Origin of the sequence: Promicromonospora sp. NPDC052451 (assembly GCF_044547525.1) — a bacterium.
In the GTDB taxonomy this organism is placed as follows: Bacteria; Actinomycetota; Actinomycetes; order Actinomycetales; family Cellulomonadaceae; genus Promicromonospora.
Genome location: NZ_JBIUAP010000004.1, coordinates 439,335 through 452,906, shown reverse-complemented (window position 1 = coordinate 452,906; position 13,572 = coordinate 439,335). Strand labels below are relative to the sequence as shown.

17 protein-coding genes are annotated in these 13,572 nt (G+C 73.7%); 13 read left to right on the top strand and 4 right to left on the bottom strand.

What is annotated here, in order from left to right:
- Nucleotides 1–124: 124 nt before the first annotated feature.
- Both ACIG47_RS09970 and ACIG47_RS09965 read right to left on the bottom strand, forming a co-directional pair.
- Nucleotides 125–922, bottom strand: coding sequence for a glycoside hydrolase family 16 protein (locus tag ACIG47_RS09970; RefSeq protein ID WP_397430661.1), 798 nt, complete (start codon nucleotides 920–922; stop codon nucleotides 125–127).
- A 64-nt stretch (nucleotides 923–986) separates the two neighbouring features.
- Nucleotides 987–2,282, bottom strand: coding sequence for a glycoside hydrolase family 6 protein (locus tag ACIG47_RS09965; protein WP_397430660.1), 1,296 nt, complete (start codon nucleotides 2,280–2,282; stop codon nucleotides 987–989).
- A 185-nt stretch (nucleotides 2,283–2,467) separates the two neighbouring features.
- Here ACIG47_RS09965 and ACIG47_RS09960 point away from each other — a divergent pair, with 185 nt between their 5' ends.
- The 12 genes from ACIG47_RS09960 to ACIG47_RS09905 all read left to right on the top strand — a co-directional run bounded on the left by ACIG47_RS09960 (nucleotide 2,468) and on the right by ACIG47_RS09905 (nucleotide 9,474).
- A complete protein-coding gene (locus ACIG47_RS09960; protein WP_397430659.1) occupies nucleotides 2,468–3,040 on the top strand; it encodes an AAA family ATPase in 573 nt (190 codons plus the stop codon).
- Nucleotides 3,041–3,212: 172 nt separating this feature from the next.
- Nucleotides 3,213–4,673, top strand: coding sequence for a GntP family permease (locus ACIG47_RS09955; protein WP_397430658.1), 1,461 nt, complete (start codon nucleotides 3,213–3,215; stop codon nucleotides 4,671–4,673).
- Nucleotides 4,670–5,224, top strand: a complete 555-nt coding sequence (locus tag ACIG47_RS09950) for a gluconokinase (RefSeq protein ID WP_397430657.1) — start codon at nucleotides 4,670–4,672, stop codon at nucleotides 5,222–5,224. The genes ACIG47_RS09955 and ACIG47_RS09950 overlap by 4 nt, the downstream gene beginning before the upstream one ends.
- Nucleotides 5,225–5,368: 144 nt before the next feature.
- Nucleotides 5,369–5,809: an Asp23/Gls24 family envelope stress response protein gene (locus tag ACIG47_RS09945; RefSeq protein WP_397418718.1), complete on the top strand. Its 441-nt coding sequence runs from the start codon at nucleotides 5,369–5,371 to the stop codon at nucleotides 5,807–5,809.
- Entirely contained in the window at nucleotides 5,806–5,997 is a 192-nt protein-coding gene (locus ACIG47_RS09940) for a DUF2273 domain-containing protein (RefSeq protein WP_397418720.1), read from the top strand. Before ACIG47_RS09945 ends, ACIG47_RS09940 begins: the two co-directional genes overlap by 4 nt.
- Complete coding sequence (locus ACIG47_RS09935; RefSeq protein ID WP_397430656.1) at nucleotides 5,994–6,353, top strand: hypothetical protein; 360 nt, start codon at nucleotides 5,994–5,996, stop codon at nucleotides 6,351–6,353. The genes ACIG47_RS09940 and ACIG47_RS09935 overlap by 4 nt, the downstream gene beginning before the upstream one ends.
- On the top strand, nucleotides 6,350–6,916 hold the full coding sequence (locus tag ACIG47_RS09930) for a hypothetical protein (RefSeq protein ID WP_397430655.1): 567 nt from the start codon (nucleotides 6,350–6,352) through the stop codon (nucleotides 6,914–6,916). The genes ACIG47_RS09935 and ACIG47_RS09930 overlap by 4 nt, the downstream gene beginning before the upstream one ends.
- A complete protein-coding gene (locus ACIG47_RS09925; RefSeq protein ID WP_397430654.1) occupies nucleotides 6,913–7,518 on the top strand; it encodes a hypothetical protein in 606 nt (201 codons plus the stop codon). The genes ACIG47_RS09930 and ACIG47_RS09925 overlap by 4 nt, the downstream gene beginning before the upstream one ends.
- Nucleotides 7,519–7,656: 138 nt before the next feature.
- On the top strand, nucleotides 7,657–7,851 hold the full coding sequence (locus tag ACIG47_RS09920; protein WP_397430653.1) for a CsbD family protein: 195 nt from the start codon (nucleotides 7,657–7,659) through the stop codon (nucleotides 7,849–7,851).
- Nucleotides 7,852–7,937: 86 nt separating this feature from the next.
- The gene (locus ACIG47_RS09915; protein ID WP_397418729.1) at nucleotides 7,938–8,504 is read left to right on the top strand and encodes an RNA polymerase sigma factor; all 567 of its coding nucleotides are present in this window, start codon (nucleotides 7,938–7,940) and stop codon (nucleotides 8,502–8,504) included.
- On the top strand, nucleotides 8,501–9,139 hold the full coding sequence (locus ACIG47_RS09910) for a hypothetical protein (RefSeq protein ID WP_397430652.1): 639 nt from the start codon (nucleotides 8,501–8,503) through the stop codon (nucleotides 9,137–9,139). The genes ACIG47_RS09915 and ACIG47_RS09910 overlap by 4 nt, the downstream gene beginning before the upstream one ends.
- The gene (locus tag ACIG47_RS09905; protein WP_397430651.1) at nucleotides 9,136–9,474 is read left to right on the top strand and encodes a hypothetical protein; all 339 of its coding nucleotides are present in this window, start codon (nucleotides 9,136–9,138) and stop codon (nucleotides 9,472–9,474) included. Before ACIG47_RS09910 ends, ACIG47_RS09905 begins: the two co-directional genes overlap by 4 nt.
- Here ACIG47_RS09905 and ACIG47_RS09900 read toward each other — a convergent pair.
- Together ACIG47_RS09900 and ilvD are read right to left on the bottom strand one after the other, a co-directional pair.
- Nucleotides 9,471–10,676 carry an MFS transporter gene (locus ACIG47_RS09900; protein WP_397430650.1) on the bottom strand — a complete coding sequence of 402 codons (1,206 nt, stop codon included), beginning with the start codon at nucleotides 10,674–10,676 and terminating at the stop codon, nucleotides 9,471–9,473. The genes ACIG47_RS09905 and ACIG47_RS09900 overlap by 4 nt on opposite strands.
- 73 nt (nucleotides 10,677–10,749) lie before the next feature.
- Nucleotides 10,750–12,453 (bottom strand): dihydroxy-acid dehydratase, encoded by a 1,704-nt coding sequence (gene ilvD / locus ACIG47_RS09895; protein WP_397430649.1) that lies wholly within the window; start codon nucleotides 12,451–12,453, stop codon nucleotides 10,750–10,752.
- 152 nt (nucleotides 12,454–12,605) lie between these two features.
- On the opposite strand from ilvD, the gene ACIG47_RS09890 reads away from it, so the two are divergent.
- On the top strand, nucleotides 12,606–13,520 hold the full coding sequence (locus tag ACIG47_RS09890; protein WP_397430648.1) for a glycoside hydrolase family 43 protein: 915 nt from the start codon (nucleotides 12,606–12,608) through the stop codon (nucleotides 13,518–13,520).
- The last annotated feature ends 52 nt before the right edge of the window (nucleotides 13,521–13,572 follow it).

Genomic DNA, 13,572 nt, shown 5'->3' with positions numbered 1-13,572 from the left:
CCCCCCCCCCCCCCCCCCCCCCCCCCCCCCCCCCCCCCCCCCCCCCCCCCCCCCCCCCCCCCCCCCCCCCCCCCCCCCCCCCCCCCCCCCCCCCCGGGCCCGAAGGACGAGGCGCGACGGGCGGTCAGTACTGCGTGTACCGGACCCAGTCGTAGGTGGCGGTCCGCTGCCCGGTGTAGTTGAACGGCCCGAGCCAGGAGTCGACGCCGGTGCCCGGCCACAGGTTCATCATGATGCGCTGCGGGCGCGTGGGGAGCGGGCCGCGCGAGCCGTTCTCCTGGTGGACGAGGCGGCCGTCGACGAACCAGTTGATCGTGCCGCCGCGCCACCACTCGATGGCGTAGTCGTGGTAGCCGGCCGCGGCGTCGAAGCCGAGGTTGATGATCGACTCGTGCCCGCCGACCCCGTTGGTGAAGTAGTTGGTCTGCATCTGCCAGGTGTTCTTGCCGAGGATCTCGACGTCGATCTCGTCCCACGGCTGGCCGTCGCTCGGCCCGGTGTAGGTGAAGAACGACGTGACGATCCCGGACCCGGACGCCGCCTTCATCCGGACCTCGAAGCGCCCGTAGGAGTACAGCTCGTTGCTGCGGTACTCCCCGGAGGCGTACGGCTTGCCCGAGCAGCCGCCCGGGCACGGCGTGTTGTTCAGGTTCAGGCCCATGACGCCGCCGCTGTGCCAGACGTGGTCGGCCCGCCAGCCGGCGTTGAACATGCCGCCGTTGCTCCAGCCGTCGGCCTTGTTCCACCGGCCGGTGTCGTACGAGTCGAGGTTGTCGGTGAAGCTGCCGCCGACGGCGGCGGCGGGCGGTGTCAGGCCCGGTGCCGCCGAGAGCCCGAGCAGCAGGCCGAGGGCGAGGGCCGGAGCCAGGGTCAGGAGCCGGCGGCGTGCGGTGGAGCGGTGCTGCGTCGTCGTTGATCGCATGAGTACCTCCATCGGTACGGGTGGCGGGTTGGTGTGGCTGGCTGGTGCCGGCCGGTAGCGGCCGTCAGGGGTGGCGCAGCGGGGGCTGGGCGAGCTCGACCAGCTCGCGTGCCTGCTCGGGGAACCAGTGCCCGGCGGGCGGGTCGACCATGCCGCGCTCGGGGTCCTCCGGTCCGCCGAGGCCGCGGAAGCACTCGCCGTCGGACTCCCCGGGAATCTTGATCCACAGGAAGGCGTCGACGAGCTCGTTGCCGGTGTCGGTGGTCGGCCGCAGGCCCAGGCCGCGGTCCGGCGGGTTGCACCACGTCTCGGCGTCGGGGTAGACGCCTGCCGGCGCGGCCCAGGCGCCCCGGCCGTTGCGGCTGGTGTCGACGACGAAGTGCGTGGTGGGTTCGACGTCGCCGAGCGCGGCGTCGTACCGCGAGTCGATGCCCGCGGTGTTCAGCGCCGGGTCGGTCGCCGTCGGGCTCCAGATGCCCTGGTTGGACAGCGTCACGCCGGTCCAGTCGTTCGCCGGACCGCCGCTCCAGTACTGGTTGCCGCAGCTCGCGTAGTCGCCCGGCGCCACCTGCGTGGCGTAGGCGATGCATCGGGAGATCCAGGTGCCGTACGCGACGCTGTTCTCGGTGAACTCGTAGTTGGACACGTTCAGGAAGAACCCGTCCGCGCGCTCGACGCCGGCCTTGACCAGACGGTCGGTGGCCTCGCCCACGTTCAGCCACGACGTGTTCGTGCCGTCGAGGTACACGACGGCGTTCGGCTGCTCCTTGAGGCGGTCGACCGCGTAGTTGAGCATCTCGAAGCGCTCCGCGGCGGCGTCCCGGCCGGTGGTCTCGGGGTCGTACTCGGGCGGCCGGCAGCTCTCGAGCTGCCCGTCGAGCGTCGTGTACCAGGGGATGACGCCGAGCCCGTCCGGCTCCAGGACGACGGCGACCTCCTCGCGGCCGATGCCGGCCGCGAAGCCGTCGATCCACGCCTTGTACTCCGCCACGTCGCGGGCGCCGCCGGCCGAGTAGAGCGCGCAGTCGCGGAACGGGATGTTGTACGCGACCAGCACGGGCACCTTGGCGCCGGTGCGCTTGACGAGCTTGCGGACGTCCCGCTCCACCTCGGCGGGACTGCCGTCCGTGAACCAGGTGGAGCTGGGGATCTTGCTCAGCAGCAGCGCGTCACGCCTGGCCTGTCCGCGCAGCTCGTGCGCGGCCTCCTTCGTGGAGCTGTGGGGGTCGTTGAAGATCGTGGTCCCAGGGGCGAGGACGTCGTTGCTCGCCCAGGCCGGGCCGCCGCCGAGCAGGGCGGCGCCGAGAGCGCACACGGTCAGCGCGGCGGTGAGCCGGCGCCGAGGGGTCGGTCGTGTCATGCGGGGTCTCCCGAGGTCTCTGCGAACGCGTCGTTGCGTGTTCGTCGCGATGCTGTGCTGCATGCGGGTCTGCACAGAACTGGAAGAATGTGGAAGCGCTCCCAGTCGGACCATGGTCCGGGGCGGCGGCCGACCGTGTCAAGGTCTCCCGGCGTCGTGATCGGGTGGCGGGTAGGGTCTCGGCCGTGGCCGGGAGCGGAGGTGCGGCAGCCGGGGGACCCGGCGCCGGGAGCACGGAGACCTGTCTGGTCGTGGTGCGTGGCCCCTCCGGGGCAGGCAAGTCCACGGTCGCCCGCGCGGTGCGGCGGCGCATGGGCCGGGGGACGGCGCTCGTCGAGCAGGACTACCTCCGCCGCACCCTGATGTGGGAGAAGGACACGGCCGGCGCGCCGAACATCGGGCTCATCGACACCGTGGTGCGCCACGCGCTCGGTGTCGGGTACTCGGTCGTGCTGGAGGGCATCCTCGCGGCCGACCACTACGGGACCATGCTCAGGGACCTGCTCACGGACCACAGGGGCCGCACGGTGTGCGCCTACCTGGACGTGCCGTGGGACGAGACCCTGCGCCGGCACGAGACGCGGCCGCAGGTGGCCGACTTCACGCCCGAGCAGATGGCCGAGTGGTTCGACCCGGACGACCGGCTGGGCATCGACGGCGAGATCGTCGTCGACGCCGCGTCGTCGGCCGAGCGGACCGTCGAGACCCTGCTGGCGGCCGCCGGGTGGACCGGTGCCCACGCTCCCGGCGGCGCCTGACCGGGACGGTGGGCCGGTCTCAGGAACCGGCGGCCGGGGCGGCGGCGAGCATGGTCTCGACGAGGTCCGCCGCGCGTGACCCGCTGACCTGCGGCGGTGCTGTCCCCCGGGGCATTTCACCCTGTAGGGTCGTGCGGGTCGTCCAGGCAAGTCCCACCGCGAGGAGGCGGTCGTGACCGAGATCGAACCCGTCTACGGGGCCGGGACCCTGCTGCTCGTCGCCGCCGCGGCGGTGGCCCTGCTCCTGCTCCTGATCATCCGCTTCAAGCTCCACGCGTTCGTCGCGCTCGTGCTCGTCAGCCTGCTCACCGCGGTCGCCGCCGGGATCCCGGTCGCCGACATCCCCGACGCGCTGCTGACCGGGTTCAGCGGGACGCTCGGCTCGGTGGCCCTGCTGGTCGGGTTCGGCGTGATGGTGGGGCGGCTGCTGGAGATCACCGGCGGCGCACAGGTCCTGGCCGACACGCTCATCGCCCGGTTCGGCGAGAAGCGCGCCCCGCTCGCGCTCGGCGTCGCCGCGCTCATCTTCGGGCTGCCGATCTTCTTCGACGCCGGCCTCGTGGTCTTCCTGCCGATCATCTTCACCGTCGCGCGGCGGTTCGGCGGCGGCATCCTGCGCTACGGGCTGCCGACGGCCGGGGCCTTCGGCGTCATGCACGGCGTGGTCCCGCCGCACCCCGGGCCGGTCGCCGCCGCCGCCGAGCTGGACGGGAACATCGGGCTCACCCTGCTCCTGGGCATCCCCGTGGCGGTCCTCGCCTGGTTCATCGGCGGCTACTACGTGGCGCGCTACCTGAGCCTCCGGTACGTCATCGACATCCCGGACGCGGTGTTCGGCCGGATGAACGGTGGCCGGGACGACGTCGCGGACGGCGGCTCGGGCGGCCCCGGCGCAGGAGGGGCCGGCGCGGGAGGTGGCAGCACGACCGCCACCGCGACCCAGGCCCCGCCGCGGTTCGGCACCGTCCTGCTCATCCTACTGCTGCCCCTGGTGCTGATCTCGCTCAACACCGTCGTGGACACCCTCGTCAAGGCCGGGGCCGTCGCCGAGGAGGCCGGGTGGGCGAACGCTCTGATCCTCGTCGGGCAGACGCCGATCGCGCTGCTGATCACCGTGCTCGTCGCCCTCGCGGCGCTCGCACCCGGACGGTTCACCATGGGCCGCGCCAACGCCGTCCTCGACGACGCCCTCGGGCCGATCTGCTCGATCATCCTCATCACCGGCGCCGGCGGGATGTTCGGCGGCGTGCTGCGCGCCAGCGGCATCGGCTCGGCGCTCACCGACTCGCTGTCCGACCTCGGGCTGCCGCTCCTGCTGCAGGCGTTCGTCATCTCGACGGTCCTGCGCGTCGCACAGGGCTCCGCCACGGTCGCCCTCACGACCACGGCCGGGCTGATCTCCGCGCAGGTGGCGGCCGAGGGCCTCAGCGACCTCAGGATCACGCTCCTGGTGTTCGCCGTGGCGGCCGGCGCCACCGTCCTGTCCCACGTGAACGACTCCGGGTTCTGGCTCGTGAGCCGGTTCTTCGGCATGGACGTCCGCACGACGCTCAAGACGTGGACCGTCCTGGAGACCACCCTCGGGCTCGTCGTCTTCCTGCTCGCCGCCCTGCTGTGGCCGGTGACCGGGTGACCGAGGTGACCGGCTCGCAGGGCGGGGGCGCGCCCGCCGGCGTCGTGCGGCACGTCGTCGTCATGGGTGTCACGGCGACCGGCAAGACGACCGTGGGGCGGGCGCTCGCGGACGCGCTAAGCGGTGTGTTCGTCGAGGGCGACGCGTTCCATCCCCGGGCCAACATCGACAAGATGTCGGCGGGCATCCCGCTGGACGACGACGACCGCCGCCCGTGGCTGCACGCCCTGGCCGGTGAGATCGCCCGGCTCGATGCCGCCGGGGAGACCTCCGTGACGGCGTGCTCCGCGTTGCGCCGCCGCTACCGGGACTGGCTGCGCGAGGGGTACGCGGGCCTGTTCTTCGTGCACCTCGACGCGCCGTCCGACGTGCTGCTGGAGCGCATGAGGCGCCGCACCCACTTCATGCCGCCCTCCCTGCTGCGGTCCCAGCTCGACACCCTGGAGCCGCTGGAGGCCGGGGAGCGGGGAGTCGTGGTCGACGACACCCGGCCGGTGGACGAGGTCGTGGCGGCGGCCCTGGCCGCCGTCCGGCCTGGTGAACCGGTCTGACCCACCCCCGCCCGGGATCCTCCCGCACCCTCCTCGCCACGAGTTTGTGACGAACTCGCGCCGGCACCCGTCTCAGTGGTGTCGCTTGGTCGGAGCGGCTCGCATCCACACCGGATGCGACGTGGACAGTGGGAGGACGTCATCATGGCGAACGTAGCGGGCGGTACCCAGCCGAAGGCCCAGACGGACACGAGCACCCGGCTCGACGGCCGGACCACCATCGAGGACGGGGTGGTCGCGAAGATCGCCGGCATCGCCGCGCGGGAGGTCAGCGGGGTCTACGCGCTCGGCGGCGGCGCCGCGCGCGTGGTCGGCACCATCCGTGACGCGCTCAACTCCACCGACCTGACCCAGGGGATCAGCGTCGAGGTGGGGGAGACGGAGGTCGCCGTCGACGTCACGATCGTGGCGGAGTACCCGGTGGCGCTGCAGAAGGTGTCCGACGAGGTGCGTGCCGCCGTCTACCAGGCGATGCGGGACCTGGTCGGCATGGAGGTCGCCGAGGTGAACGTGACCGTGAACGACGTGCACCTGGCCTCCGAGGGCGACCAGGACACCGAGACCACGGAAGGCCGGGTCCGGTGAGCACCCCCGTGATCGGCGCGGCGGCCGGCGCGGTGCTCGCGCTGACCTGGATCGTGCTCGGCTTCGGCGCCTTCGTGCTCGTCGCCCTCGCCATGCTGGTCGGCGCGGCGGCGGGCCGGGTGGCCGAGGGACGGCTCGACCTCCGGGCGCTCTCGGAGGCGTTCGGAGGCAGGCGCTCGTCGTCATGACCGGCGAGGCGCAGGACGTGCCGGTCCGGGACGTGCCCGGCAGGACGCGGATCAGCGCGCGGGCCCTGGAGCACCTCGCCGTGGGCCTCGTCCGCGACGCGGCCCACGCCGCGCAGCGGGAGGTCGTGGTGCGGCTCGCCGATGCCGGCGGGGCGCTGAAGGTCACGGTGACCGTACCGGTCATCGTCGCCCCGCACCTGACGGGATCGATCGCCGACCGTGGCGCCGCCCTGCGGCAGCACGTCATCGACGGCATGCGTGACCTGGCCGGGCGCCGGGTCGACGTCGTCGACGTGCGCTACTCGGGCGTGCGGCGGACCGGCACACGGGTGACGACAGCACGGAGGGTGTCATGAGGGACGAGCGGAGCGTGCACCGGTGGGTGCTGCGCCGGGAGACGCACTCCTCGCGCACCGGCGCGGCGGTGGCCGTCGCGTCGGTGCTCGCGGTGGTGATGGTGGCGGCAGCCGGCGTGGGCGCGTGGTGGTTCGCGGCGCCCGGGTCGCGTGACGCGATCGGGGGCTGGCTCGGCACGGCGTCGTCCGTGACGGGTGACCGGGTGGCCCTGACGACGGCCGGGGTCGTGGCGCTGGTCCTGGCGCTCGTGCTGATCGCCCTGGCGGTGCTGCCGGGCCGCCTGCCCCGGCGGGCACGCAGCGCCGACCGCCTGGCGGTGCTGGTCGACGACGGTGTGCTCGCCGACGCGGTCGCGGACGCGGTGGCCGCCCGCTGCGGGGTCGACCCGCGGCAGGTGTCGGCCACCGTCGGACGGCGCCGCACCACCGTGCGGGTGACGCCGACCAGCGGCGTCCCCGTCGACCACGCCGCCGCCACCGAGGCCGCGGCGGACGCCGTGGCCGCGGTCGGCTTCACCACCACGGCGCGGCTGACCGTCGCGCCGCAGGGGGTGGTCTCATGAGGTCCGGCAGCAGGGTCCTGAACCGGGCGCTGCTCCTGGTGTGCGGGCTGCTCCTGGCCGCCGCCGGTACGGCCGCGGTGCTGACGGCGTCCGCGCCGGGTCGCTCGGGGTGGACGCCGCCGGAACCGGCCCCGCGCTGGCTGGCCCAGGCCCGGGAGTCCGCGGAGGGGCTGCCCTCGGTCGGTGGTGCGCCCGGCGCGACCCTGGTCGCGCTCGGCGCCGCGCTCCTCCTGGCTGTGCTGCTGGTGGTCTTCGTCGCCACGCGTGGCCGTGGCGGCACCACGACGGTGCTCCGGCTCGCGGGCCAGGACGGGAGCACCCGCGTCGACCGGGACGTCGCCGCGGCGATGCTGTCCGAGGTGCTGGCGGAGCGGCCCGACGTGCTCGGCGCCCGCACGCGGGTGCACCGGGTGCGGGGCGTCGAGACGATCGGCCTGGCGGTCACCGTCCGCCGTGGCGCCGACCTGTCGCGGGTCCTGACCGCGGCGCACGAGGCCGTCGACACCTGGGACGAGCTGGCCGGGGTCCGGATCCCGGTCCTGGTGCACCTGTCCGACCGGAGCTGGCTGGACGGTCTGCGTCCGGCCGGCCGGGTGCGGTGAGCCCCCGAGGCGCCCGGCATCCGTCCGCCGTCCCCGGGAGCGAGAAGTCGCGCCCGGGGAGAGGCTGGGCGCGGAGGCGCCCGTGAGATGTCCACGAGCTCGGTTCCCCGCCGGGGGACCAGGAGGAGAGGAAGAGACATGAGCGCAGGAGACAAGATCAGGAACGCCGCCGACGAGGCCGTCGGCAGGGCGAAGGAGTCGTTCGGCAAGGCCACGGGTGACGACGAGCTCGCCGCCGAGGGCACGGCCGACCGGGCCAAGGCGCAGCTCAAGGACGCGGCGGAGCACGTCAAGGACGCCGCGGAGAACGTCAGGGACGCCTTCCGGAAGTGAGTGCCGCGCACGGGGCGGGGTCGCGAGCGACCCCGCCCCGAGCCGCGGGACCGCACCACGCAGGACGTACTCACAAGGGGGCTGGGATGGGGGCGGAACACGGTCCGGCTCTGCTCGACCAGGCGGACGACCGCATCGTCGCGGGTCGCGCGGCCGACGGCGACGTCACCGCGTTCGCGGTGCTCGTGCGCCGGTACACACCGATGATGCGGGCCTACACCCGCCGGATCCTGAACTCCGGTGCGGACGTCGACGACATCGTGCAGGAGGCCTTCGTGACCGCCTGGCAGCGGCTTCCCGAGCTCGACGAGCCGGCGCGCGTCAAGAGCTGGCTCATGCGGATCGTCAGCCGCAAGGCCGTCGACCGCATCCGCGCGAGCCGGCCGCACGTCGACGTCGACCTCGTCGAGCCCGCCGCGCCCGCGCACGCATCACCGCCCCGCGTCGCCGAGGCGCGGGCCGGCGTCGACGCACTGGCCGAGGCCGTCGGGCGCCTCGCCGACGCCGAGCGGCAGTGCTGGGTGCTCCGGGAGGTGGGTGGATACTCCTACGACGAGATCGCGCAGGAGATGGACGTGCCCGTGAGCACCGTCAGGGGACTGCTGGCCCGTGCACGCAAGCACATCATCGTGCGGATGGAGGAATGGCGATGACATCCGGTGACGACCGACCCGACCTTCGTCCGCTCGACCTCGAGCCGGAGCACCTCGACGGCCACACCCTCGAGGAGCTGACCGACTACCTGGAGGCGGGCCGCACCCCGCCCGACCCCTCGATCGAAGGGTCCCCGGCCTGCCGGCTGGCGCTCGACGCCCTCGAACGGCTCCACGGGCTCACGCCCGCGCTGATCGCCGCCGACACCGCTGCCGAGCCGGAGGCCGACGACGGGTGGGTGCGCCGCGTCCTCGGCGGAATCGCCCTGGACGCGCACGCCGGACGCCGCATCCCGCTGCCGGGCCCCGACCCGGCCGTCGATCCCGCCGCGGACCTGGGCATCACCGAGGGCGCGGTCCGGGGCCTCGTGCGGGCCGTCGAGAACCAGGTACCCGGCGTCGTGGTCGGGCGGTGCCGCTTCGACGGGGACGTCACCGTGCCCGGTGCCCCCGTGCGGGTCCTGGTCGAGGTCAGCGTGCCGTACGGCCGGCCGATCGTCCCACTGGTCGAGCAGCTGCGCACCGAGATCGGCGCCCGCCTCGCGCTGCACACCGACCTGAACGTCACTACCGTCGACATCACCGTCCGCGACGTGGGGCCGCTCCACCTGGGAACCGAGGAGACGCACCGATGAACGTGGCACACGACGTACGGGTCGCGGCCGAGATCGAGGCCGCGCTGCGGGCGACCCCGGGGGTCGCCGACCTCTACGGCCCCGGGTCGCTGGTCTCGAACGTGCTCGACGCCGGCGCCCGCCGTCTCGGGCTCCGGGACGACGACGCCCCGCTCGTCCTGGTCCGGGAGGCCGGGACGGGCATCCGCGTGGACATCGCCCTGGGCGTGCACGGCACCGAGGGTGCGCGGGCGACGGCGCTCGCGGCGCACGAGACGGTCCGCGGGCTGCTCACGGACCACGACGTGCCCGACGCCGAGATCGTGCTCACGGTGGTCCACATCGAGGGCGCCTAGCCGCCCCTGCGGTCCCGGTCCGCCTTGCCGGTCCAGTGCCCCACCCAGATCGTCCCGGCCAGCGCGAGCACGCCGATCACCACGGGTGCGGCGGCCAGGGGCGCGACGGCGGCCACCGCGGAGACGAGCAGCGGGCCGCCGGTGTTGCCGATGTCGCCGCACAGCCGCCAGCCGCCGAGGAACTGCGCGCGGCCCTCCACCGGGGCCACGTCGGCGCCGAGCGTCATCACGATGCCGGAGCCCAGGCCGTTGCCGAGCGCGATCACCGCCATGACGAGGCCGACGCCGAGCGCCGAGTCGGTCAGGGGCAGCAGCAGGCAGCCGATGCCCACCGCGAGCACCACGGGGACGGCCACCACCTTGCGGCCGCGGGTGTCCAGCAGCCAGCCGCCCGGGAGGGTGAGCAGGATGTCGATCGTGGCGGCGACCGCGAAGAGCAGCGAGACGACGGCTGCCGAGATGTGCACGTGGTCGGCCCACAGCGGCAGCAGACCGGTGCGCACCGAGCGGGAGGCACCGATGATGATGACCGCGACGCCGAGGGTCAGCAGGGTGCGCCGGTGCTCCCAGAGCACGGTGCGCACGGGCAGGGGCGTGACACCGCGCGCCACCCGGCCGAAGTCCGGCATGCGCGTCACGATCAGCGCCGAGACCAGTGACGCGCAGGCCGCGAGCACGAACACCGACCGGACCCCGAGGAAGTGGATCAGCAGCGCCCCGAGCAGCGGGCCGATGAGGATGCCCAGGCGCATCGAGCCGCCCAGCAGCGCCATGCCCCGCGCCCGGTGGCTGATCGGCACGGCGTCGATGAGGAAGCCCTGGCGGGCGAGCAGGAACGCCGTCCAGCTCATGCCGCTCACGAACACGGCCACGCACAGCAGCCAGACGGACGGCACGAGGAAGGCGGCCAGCATGGCGGCGGCGTCGACGAGCCCGGCGATGACCAGGGTGCGACGCTCGCCGAGCCGGGCCACCAGCGCGCCCGACGGCAGGGAGTTGGCGAGCTGCCCGATGCCCAGCAGGGCGACCACGAAGGCGGCCAGGGCCGTGCCGGCCCCGAGGTCGCCCGCGTGGATCGCGAGGATCGGCATGACGGCGCCGTGCCCGAGCGAGCTGACCACGGACGGCAGGTAGGCCACGGCGGCGATGTCCCGGAAACGGAACTCAGGTTCGCCTGCTGGGTCTCCTGGGTCGTCCGCCACGCTGCCATCCTGCCAGATAGTTAGCCACGGCAACGATCTGTGTCCACGGAATGGTCAGGCCCGCCCGCCCGCGCTACGCCAGCACGGCGCCCGTCGACGCGGACTGCACGAGCTTGGAGTACTTGGCGAGCACCCCGCGCGTGTACGTGTGCGGCAGCGGCGCCCAGCCCGCGCGACGCAGCTCCAGCTCGGCCGGGTCCACCAGCACGTCGAGGGTCTTGGCCGCGACGTCGAGGCGGATGCGGTCGCCGTCACGCACGAAGGCGATGGGGCCGCCGTCCACGGCCTCGGGGGCGATGTGGCCCACGCACAGGCCGGTCGTGCCGCCCGAGAACCGGCCGTCCGTGATGAGCAGCACGTCCTTGCCCAGGCCCGCGCCCTTGATGGCGCCCGTGATGGCGAGCATCTCGCGCATGCCCGGCCCGCCCTTGGGGCCCTCGTAGCGGATGACGACGACGTCGCCGGCCTGGATGGTGCCGTCCTCCAGCGCGTCCAGCGCCGCCCGCTCCCGCTCGAACACGCGCGCCGTGCCCTCGAAGACGTCGGAGTCGAAGCCCGCCGACTTCACGACGGCGCCCTGCGGGGCGAGCGAGCCGTTCAGGATCGTGATGCCGCCGGTCCGGTGGATCGGGTTGTCCAGCGCCCGCAGGATCTTGCCGTCCGGGTCGGGCGGGGCGATGTCGGCGAGGTTCTCGGCCATGGTGCGACCCGTGACGGTCATGACGTCGCCGTGCAGCAGCCCGGCGTCCAGCAGCGCCTTCATGACCACCGGCACGCCGCCGATCCGGTCCACGTCGTTCATCACGTACTGCCCGAAGGGCTTGAGGTCGCCCAGGTGCGGCACGCGGTCCGCGATCCGGGAGAAGTCGTCGAGGGTGAGGTCCACCTCGGCCTCGTAGGCGATCGCGAGCAGGTGCAGCACGGCGTTGGTGGACCCGCCGAACGCCATCACCACGGCGATCGCGTTCTCGAACGCCTCCTTGGTCAGGATGTCCCGCGCGGTGATGCCCTGGCGCAGCAGGTTCACCACGGCCTCGCCGGACCGGTGCGCCCAGGTATCGCGGCGGCGGTCGGCCGACGGCGGCGCGGCCGAGCCGGGCAGCGACATGCCCAGCGCCTCGGCCGCCGACGCCATGGTGTTCGCGGTGTACATGCCCCCGCACGCGCCCTCGCCCGGGCAGATCGCCCGCTCGATGCGGTCGACGTCCTCCTGGCTCATCAGCCCGCGCGCGCAGGCCCCGACCGCCTCGAACGCGTCGATGATGGTGACCTGCTTCTCGCTGCCGTCGGTGAGCTTGACCCAGCCCGGCATGATCGAGCCCGCGTAGAGGAACACGCTGGACAGGTCCAGGCGGGCGGCCGCCATCAGCATGCCGGGCAGCGACTTGTCGCACCCCGCCAGCAGCACCGAGCCGTCCAGGCGCTCGGCCTGCATCACGGTCTCCACGGAGTCGGCGATGATGTCGCGGGACACCAGCGAGAAGTGCATGCCCTCGTGGCCCATCGAGATGCCGTCGGAGACCGAGATGGTGCCGAACTCGAGCGGGTAGCCACCGGCGGCGTGCACGCCCGCCTTGGTCGCCTGCGCCAGACGGTCGAGCGACAGGTTGCACGGCGTGATCTCGTTCCACGAGCTCGCGACGCCGACCTGGGGCTTGGCGAAGTCCTCGTCGCCCATGCCGACGGCGCGGAGCATCCCGCGGGACGCGGTGGCCTCCAGACCGTCGGTGACCTGGCGGGATCGGGGCTTGATGTCGACCGGGGGGTTGTCGCTCATCCCTGCATTCTGCCCGGCGCGCCCGGCCTCCGCCGTCCCGGCACGCCCGGCGTCCATCGTCCCGGCCCGCCGCCTCGTGGCGGGTACGGTGTCGTGCCGGCAGCACCCGAGCACACGAGCACGCACCGAGCAGCACGGAGGCAGGCACGACGATGGCGACGAACCCTGTGTACCTCACCAACTTCCCCGACCCCGCGGTCCTGGAGGTCGACGGGACCTACTGGGCGTACGCGACCAGGAACGCGAACGGCACGATGCCCGTGCTGCGGTCGGCGGACCTCGTCCGCTGGACGGAGGTGGGCGACGGCATGCCGGACCTCGCGCCGTGGGTCGAGCCGGGGCTGAACTGGGCTCCTGAGGTGGCGCTCGCGGGGGAGCGGTACGTCGCCTACTACACGGCCCACGACCGGGCGACGGACGTGCAGGCCGTGGGCGTGGCCGTGGCCGACGCCCCCCAGGGCCCGTTCCGGGACCACGCCGAGCGGCCCCTGCTGTGCCAGGACCACGAGGGCGGCTCCATCGACGCCTCGCCGTTCACCGACGCCGACGGCGTGCGCTGGCTGCTGTGGAAGAACGACGGCAACCACGTGGGCGTCGACACCTGGATCTACGTGCAGCGCTTGTCCGACGACGGGCTGCGGCTGGAGGGCGAGCCGCTGCGCATCCTCAAGCAGGACCAGGAGTGGGAGGGCGACCTCGTCGAGGGGCCGTACGTGTGGCCGCACGGCGGCCGCTACTACCTGTTCTACTCGGGCAACGGGTTCGCGTCCGACCGGTACGGCGTGGGCTACGCCGTGGCGGACGCCGTCACCGGACCCTGGGTCAAGCCGCTGGACGGCCCGATCATGGCGACCAACGAGCTGGCCGCGGGGCCCGGCCACGGCATGGTGGTCGAGCGGCACGGCCGCACCTGGTACGTGCACCACGCGTGGCCGCCCGGTGCGGTCGGCGCGCCGGAACCGGGACGGCAGACGTGGCTCACCGAGCTCACGTTCGAGCCGTCGCCGGACGGCGGGGCCGACCGGCCGGTGCTGCACGGGCCCCGCGCCGAGGTGGCCCTGGACTGACGGGCGCTCGGACTGGCGGGCGCTCGGACCGACGGGGCACCCGTCTCAGGGG

What these genes read in the sequence shown, in the direction of transcription:
- ACIG47_RS09905 (WP_397430651.1), top strand. Translation starts at nt 9,136, where the DNA reads ATGAACGTGGCACACGACGTACGGGTCGCGGCCGAGATCGAGGCCGCG.
- ACIG47_RS09890 (WP_397430648.1), top strand. Translation starts at nt 12,606, where the DNA reads ATGGCGACGAACCCTGTGTACCTCACCAACTTCCCCGACCCCGCGGTC.
- ACIG47_RS09965 (WP_397430660.1), bottom strand. Translation starts at nt 2,282, where the DNA reads ATGACACGACCGACCCCTCGGCGCCGGCTCACCGCCGCGCTGACCGTG.
- ACIG47_RS09945 (WP_397418718.1), top strand. Translation starts at nt 5,369, where the DNA reads ATGGCGAACGTAGCGGGCGGTACCCAGCCGAAGGCCCAGACGGACACG.
- ACIG47_RS09925 (WP_397430654.1), top strand. Translation starts at nt 6,913, where the DNA reads ATGAGGTCCGGCAGCAGGGTCCTGAACCGGGCGCTGCTCCTGGTGTGC.
- ACIG47_RS09910 (WP_397430652.1), top strand. Translation starts at nt 8,501, where the DNA reads ATGACATCCGGTGACGACCGACCCGACCTTCGTCCGCTCGACCTCGAG.
- ACIG47_RS09920 (WP_397430653.1), top strand. Translation starts at nt 7,657, where the DNA reads ATGAGCGCAGGAGACAAGATCAGGAACGCCGCCGACGAGGCCGTCGGC.
- ACIG47_RS09970 (WP_397430661.1), bottom strand. Translation starts at nt 922, where the DNA reads ATGCGATCAACGACGACGCAGCACCGCTCCACCGCACGCCGCCGGCTC.
- ACIG47_RS09915 (WP_397418729.1), top strand. Translation starts at nt 7,938, where the DNA reads ATGGGGGCGGAACACGGTCCGGCTCTGCTCGACCAGGCGGACGACCGC.
- ACIG47_RS09930 (WP_397430655.1), top strand. Translation starts at nt 6,350, where the DNA reads ATGAGGGACGAGCGGAGCGTGCACCGGTGGGTGCTGCGCCGGGAGACG.
- ilvD (WP_397430649.1), bottom strand. Translation starts at nt 12,453, where the DNA reads ATGAGCGACAACCCCCCGGTCGACATCAAGCCCCGATCCCGCCAGGTC.
- ACIG47_RS09935 (WP_397430656.1), top strand. Translation starts at nt 5,994, where the DNA reads ATGACCGGCGAGGCGCAGGACGTGCCGGTCCGGGACGTGCCCGGCAGG.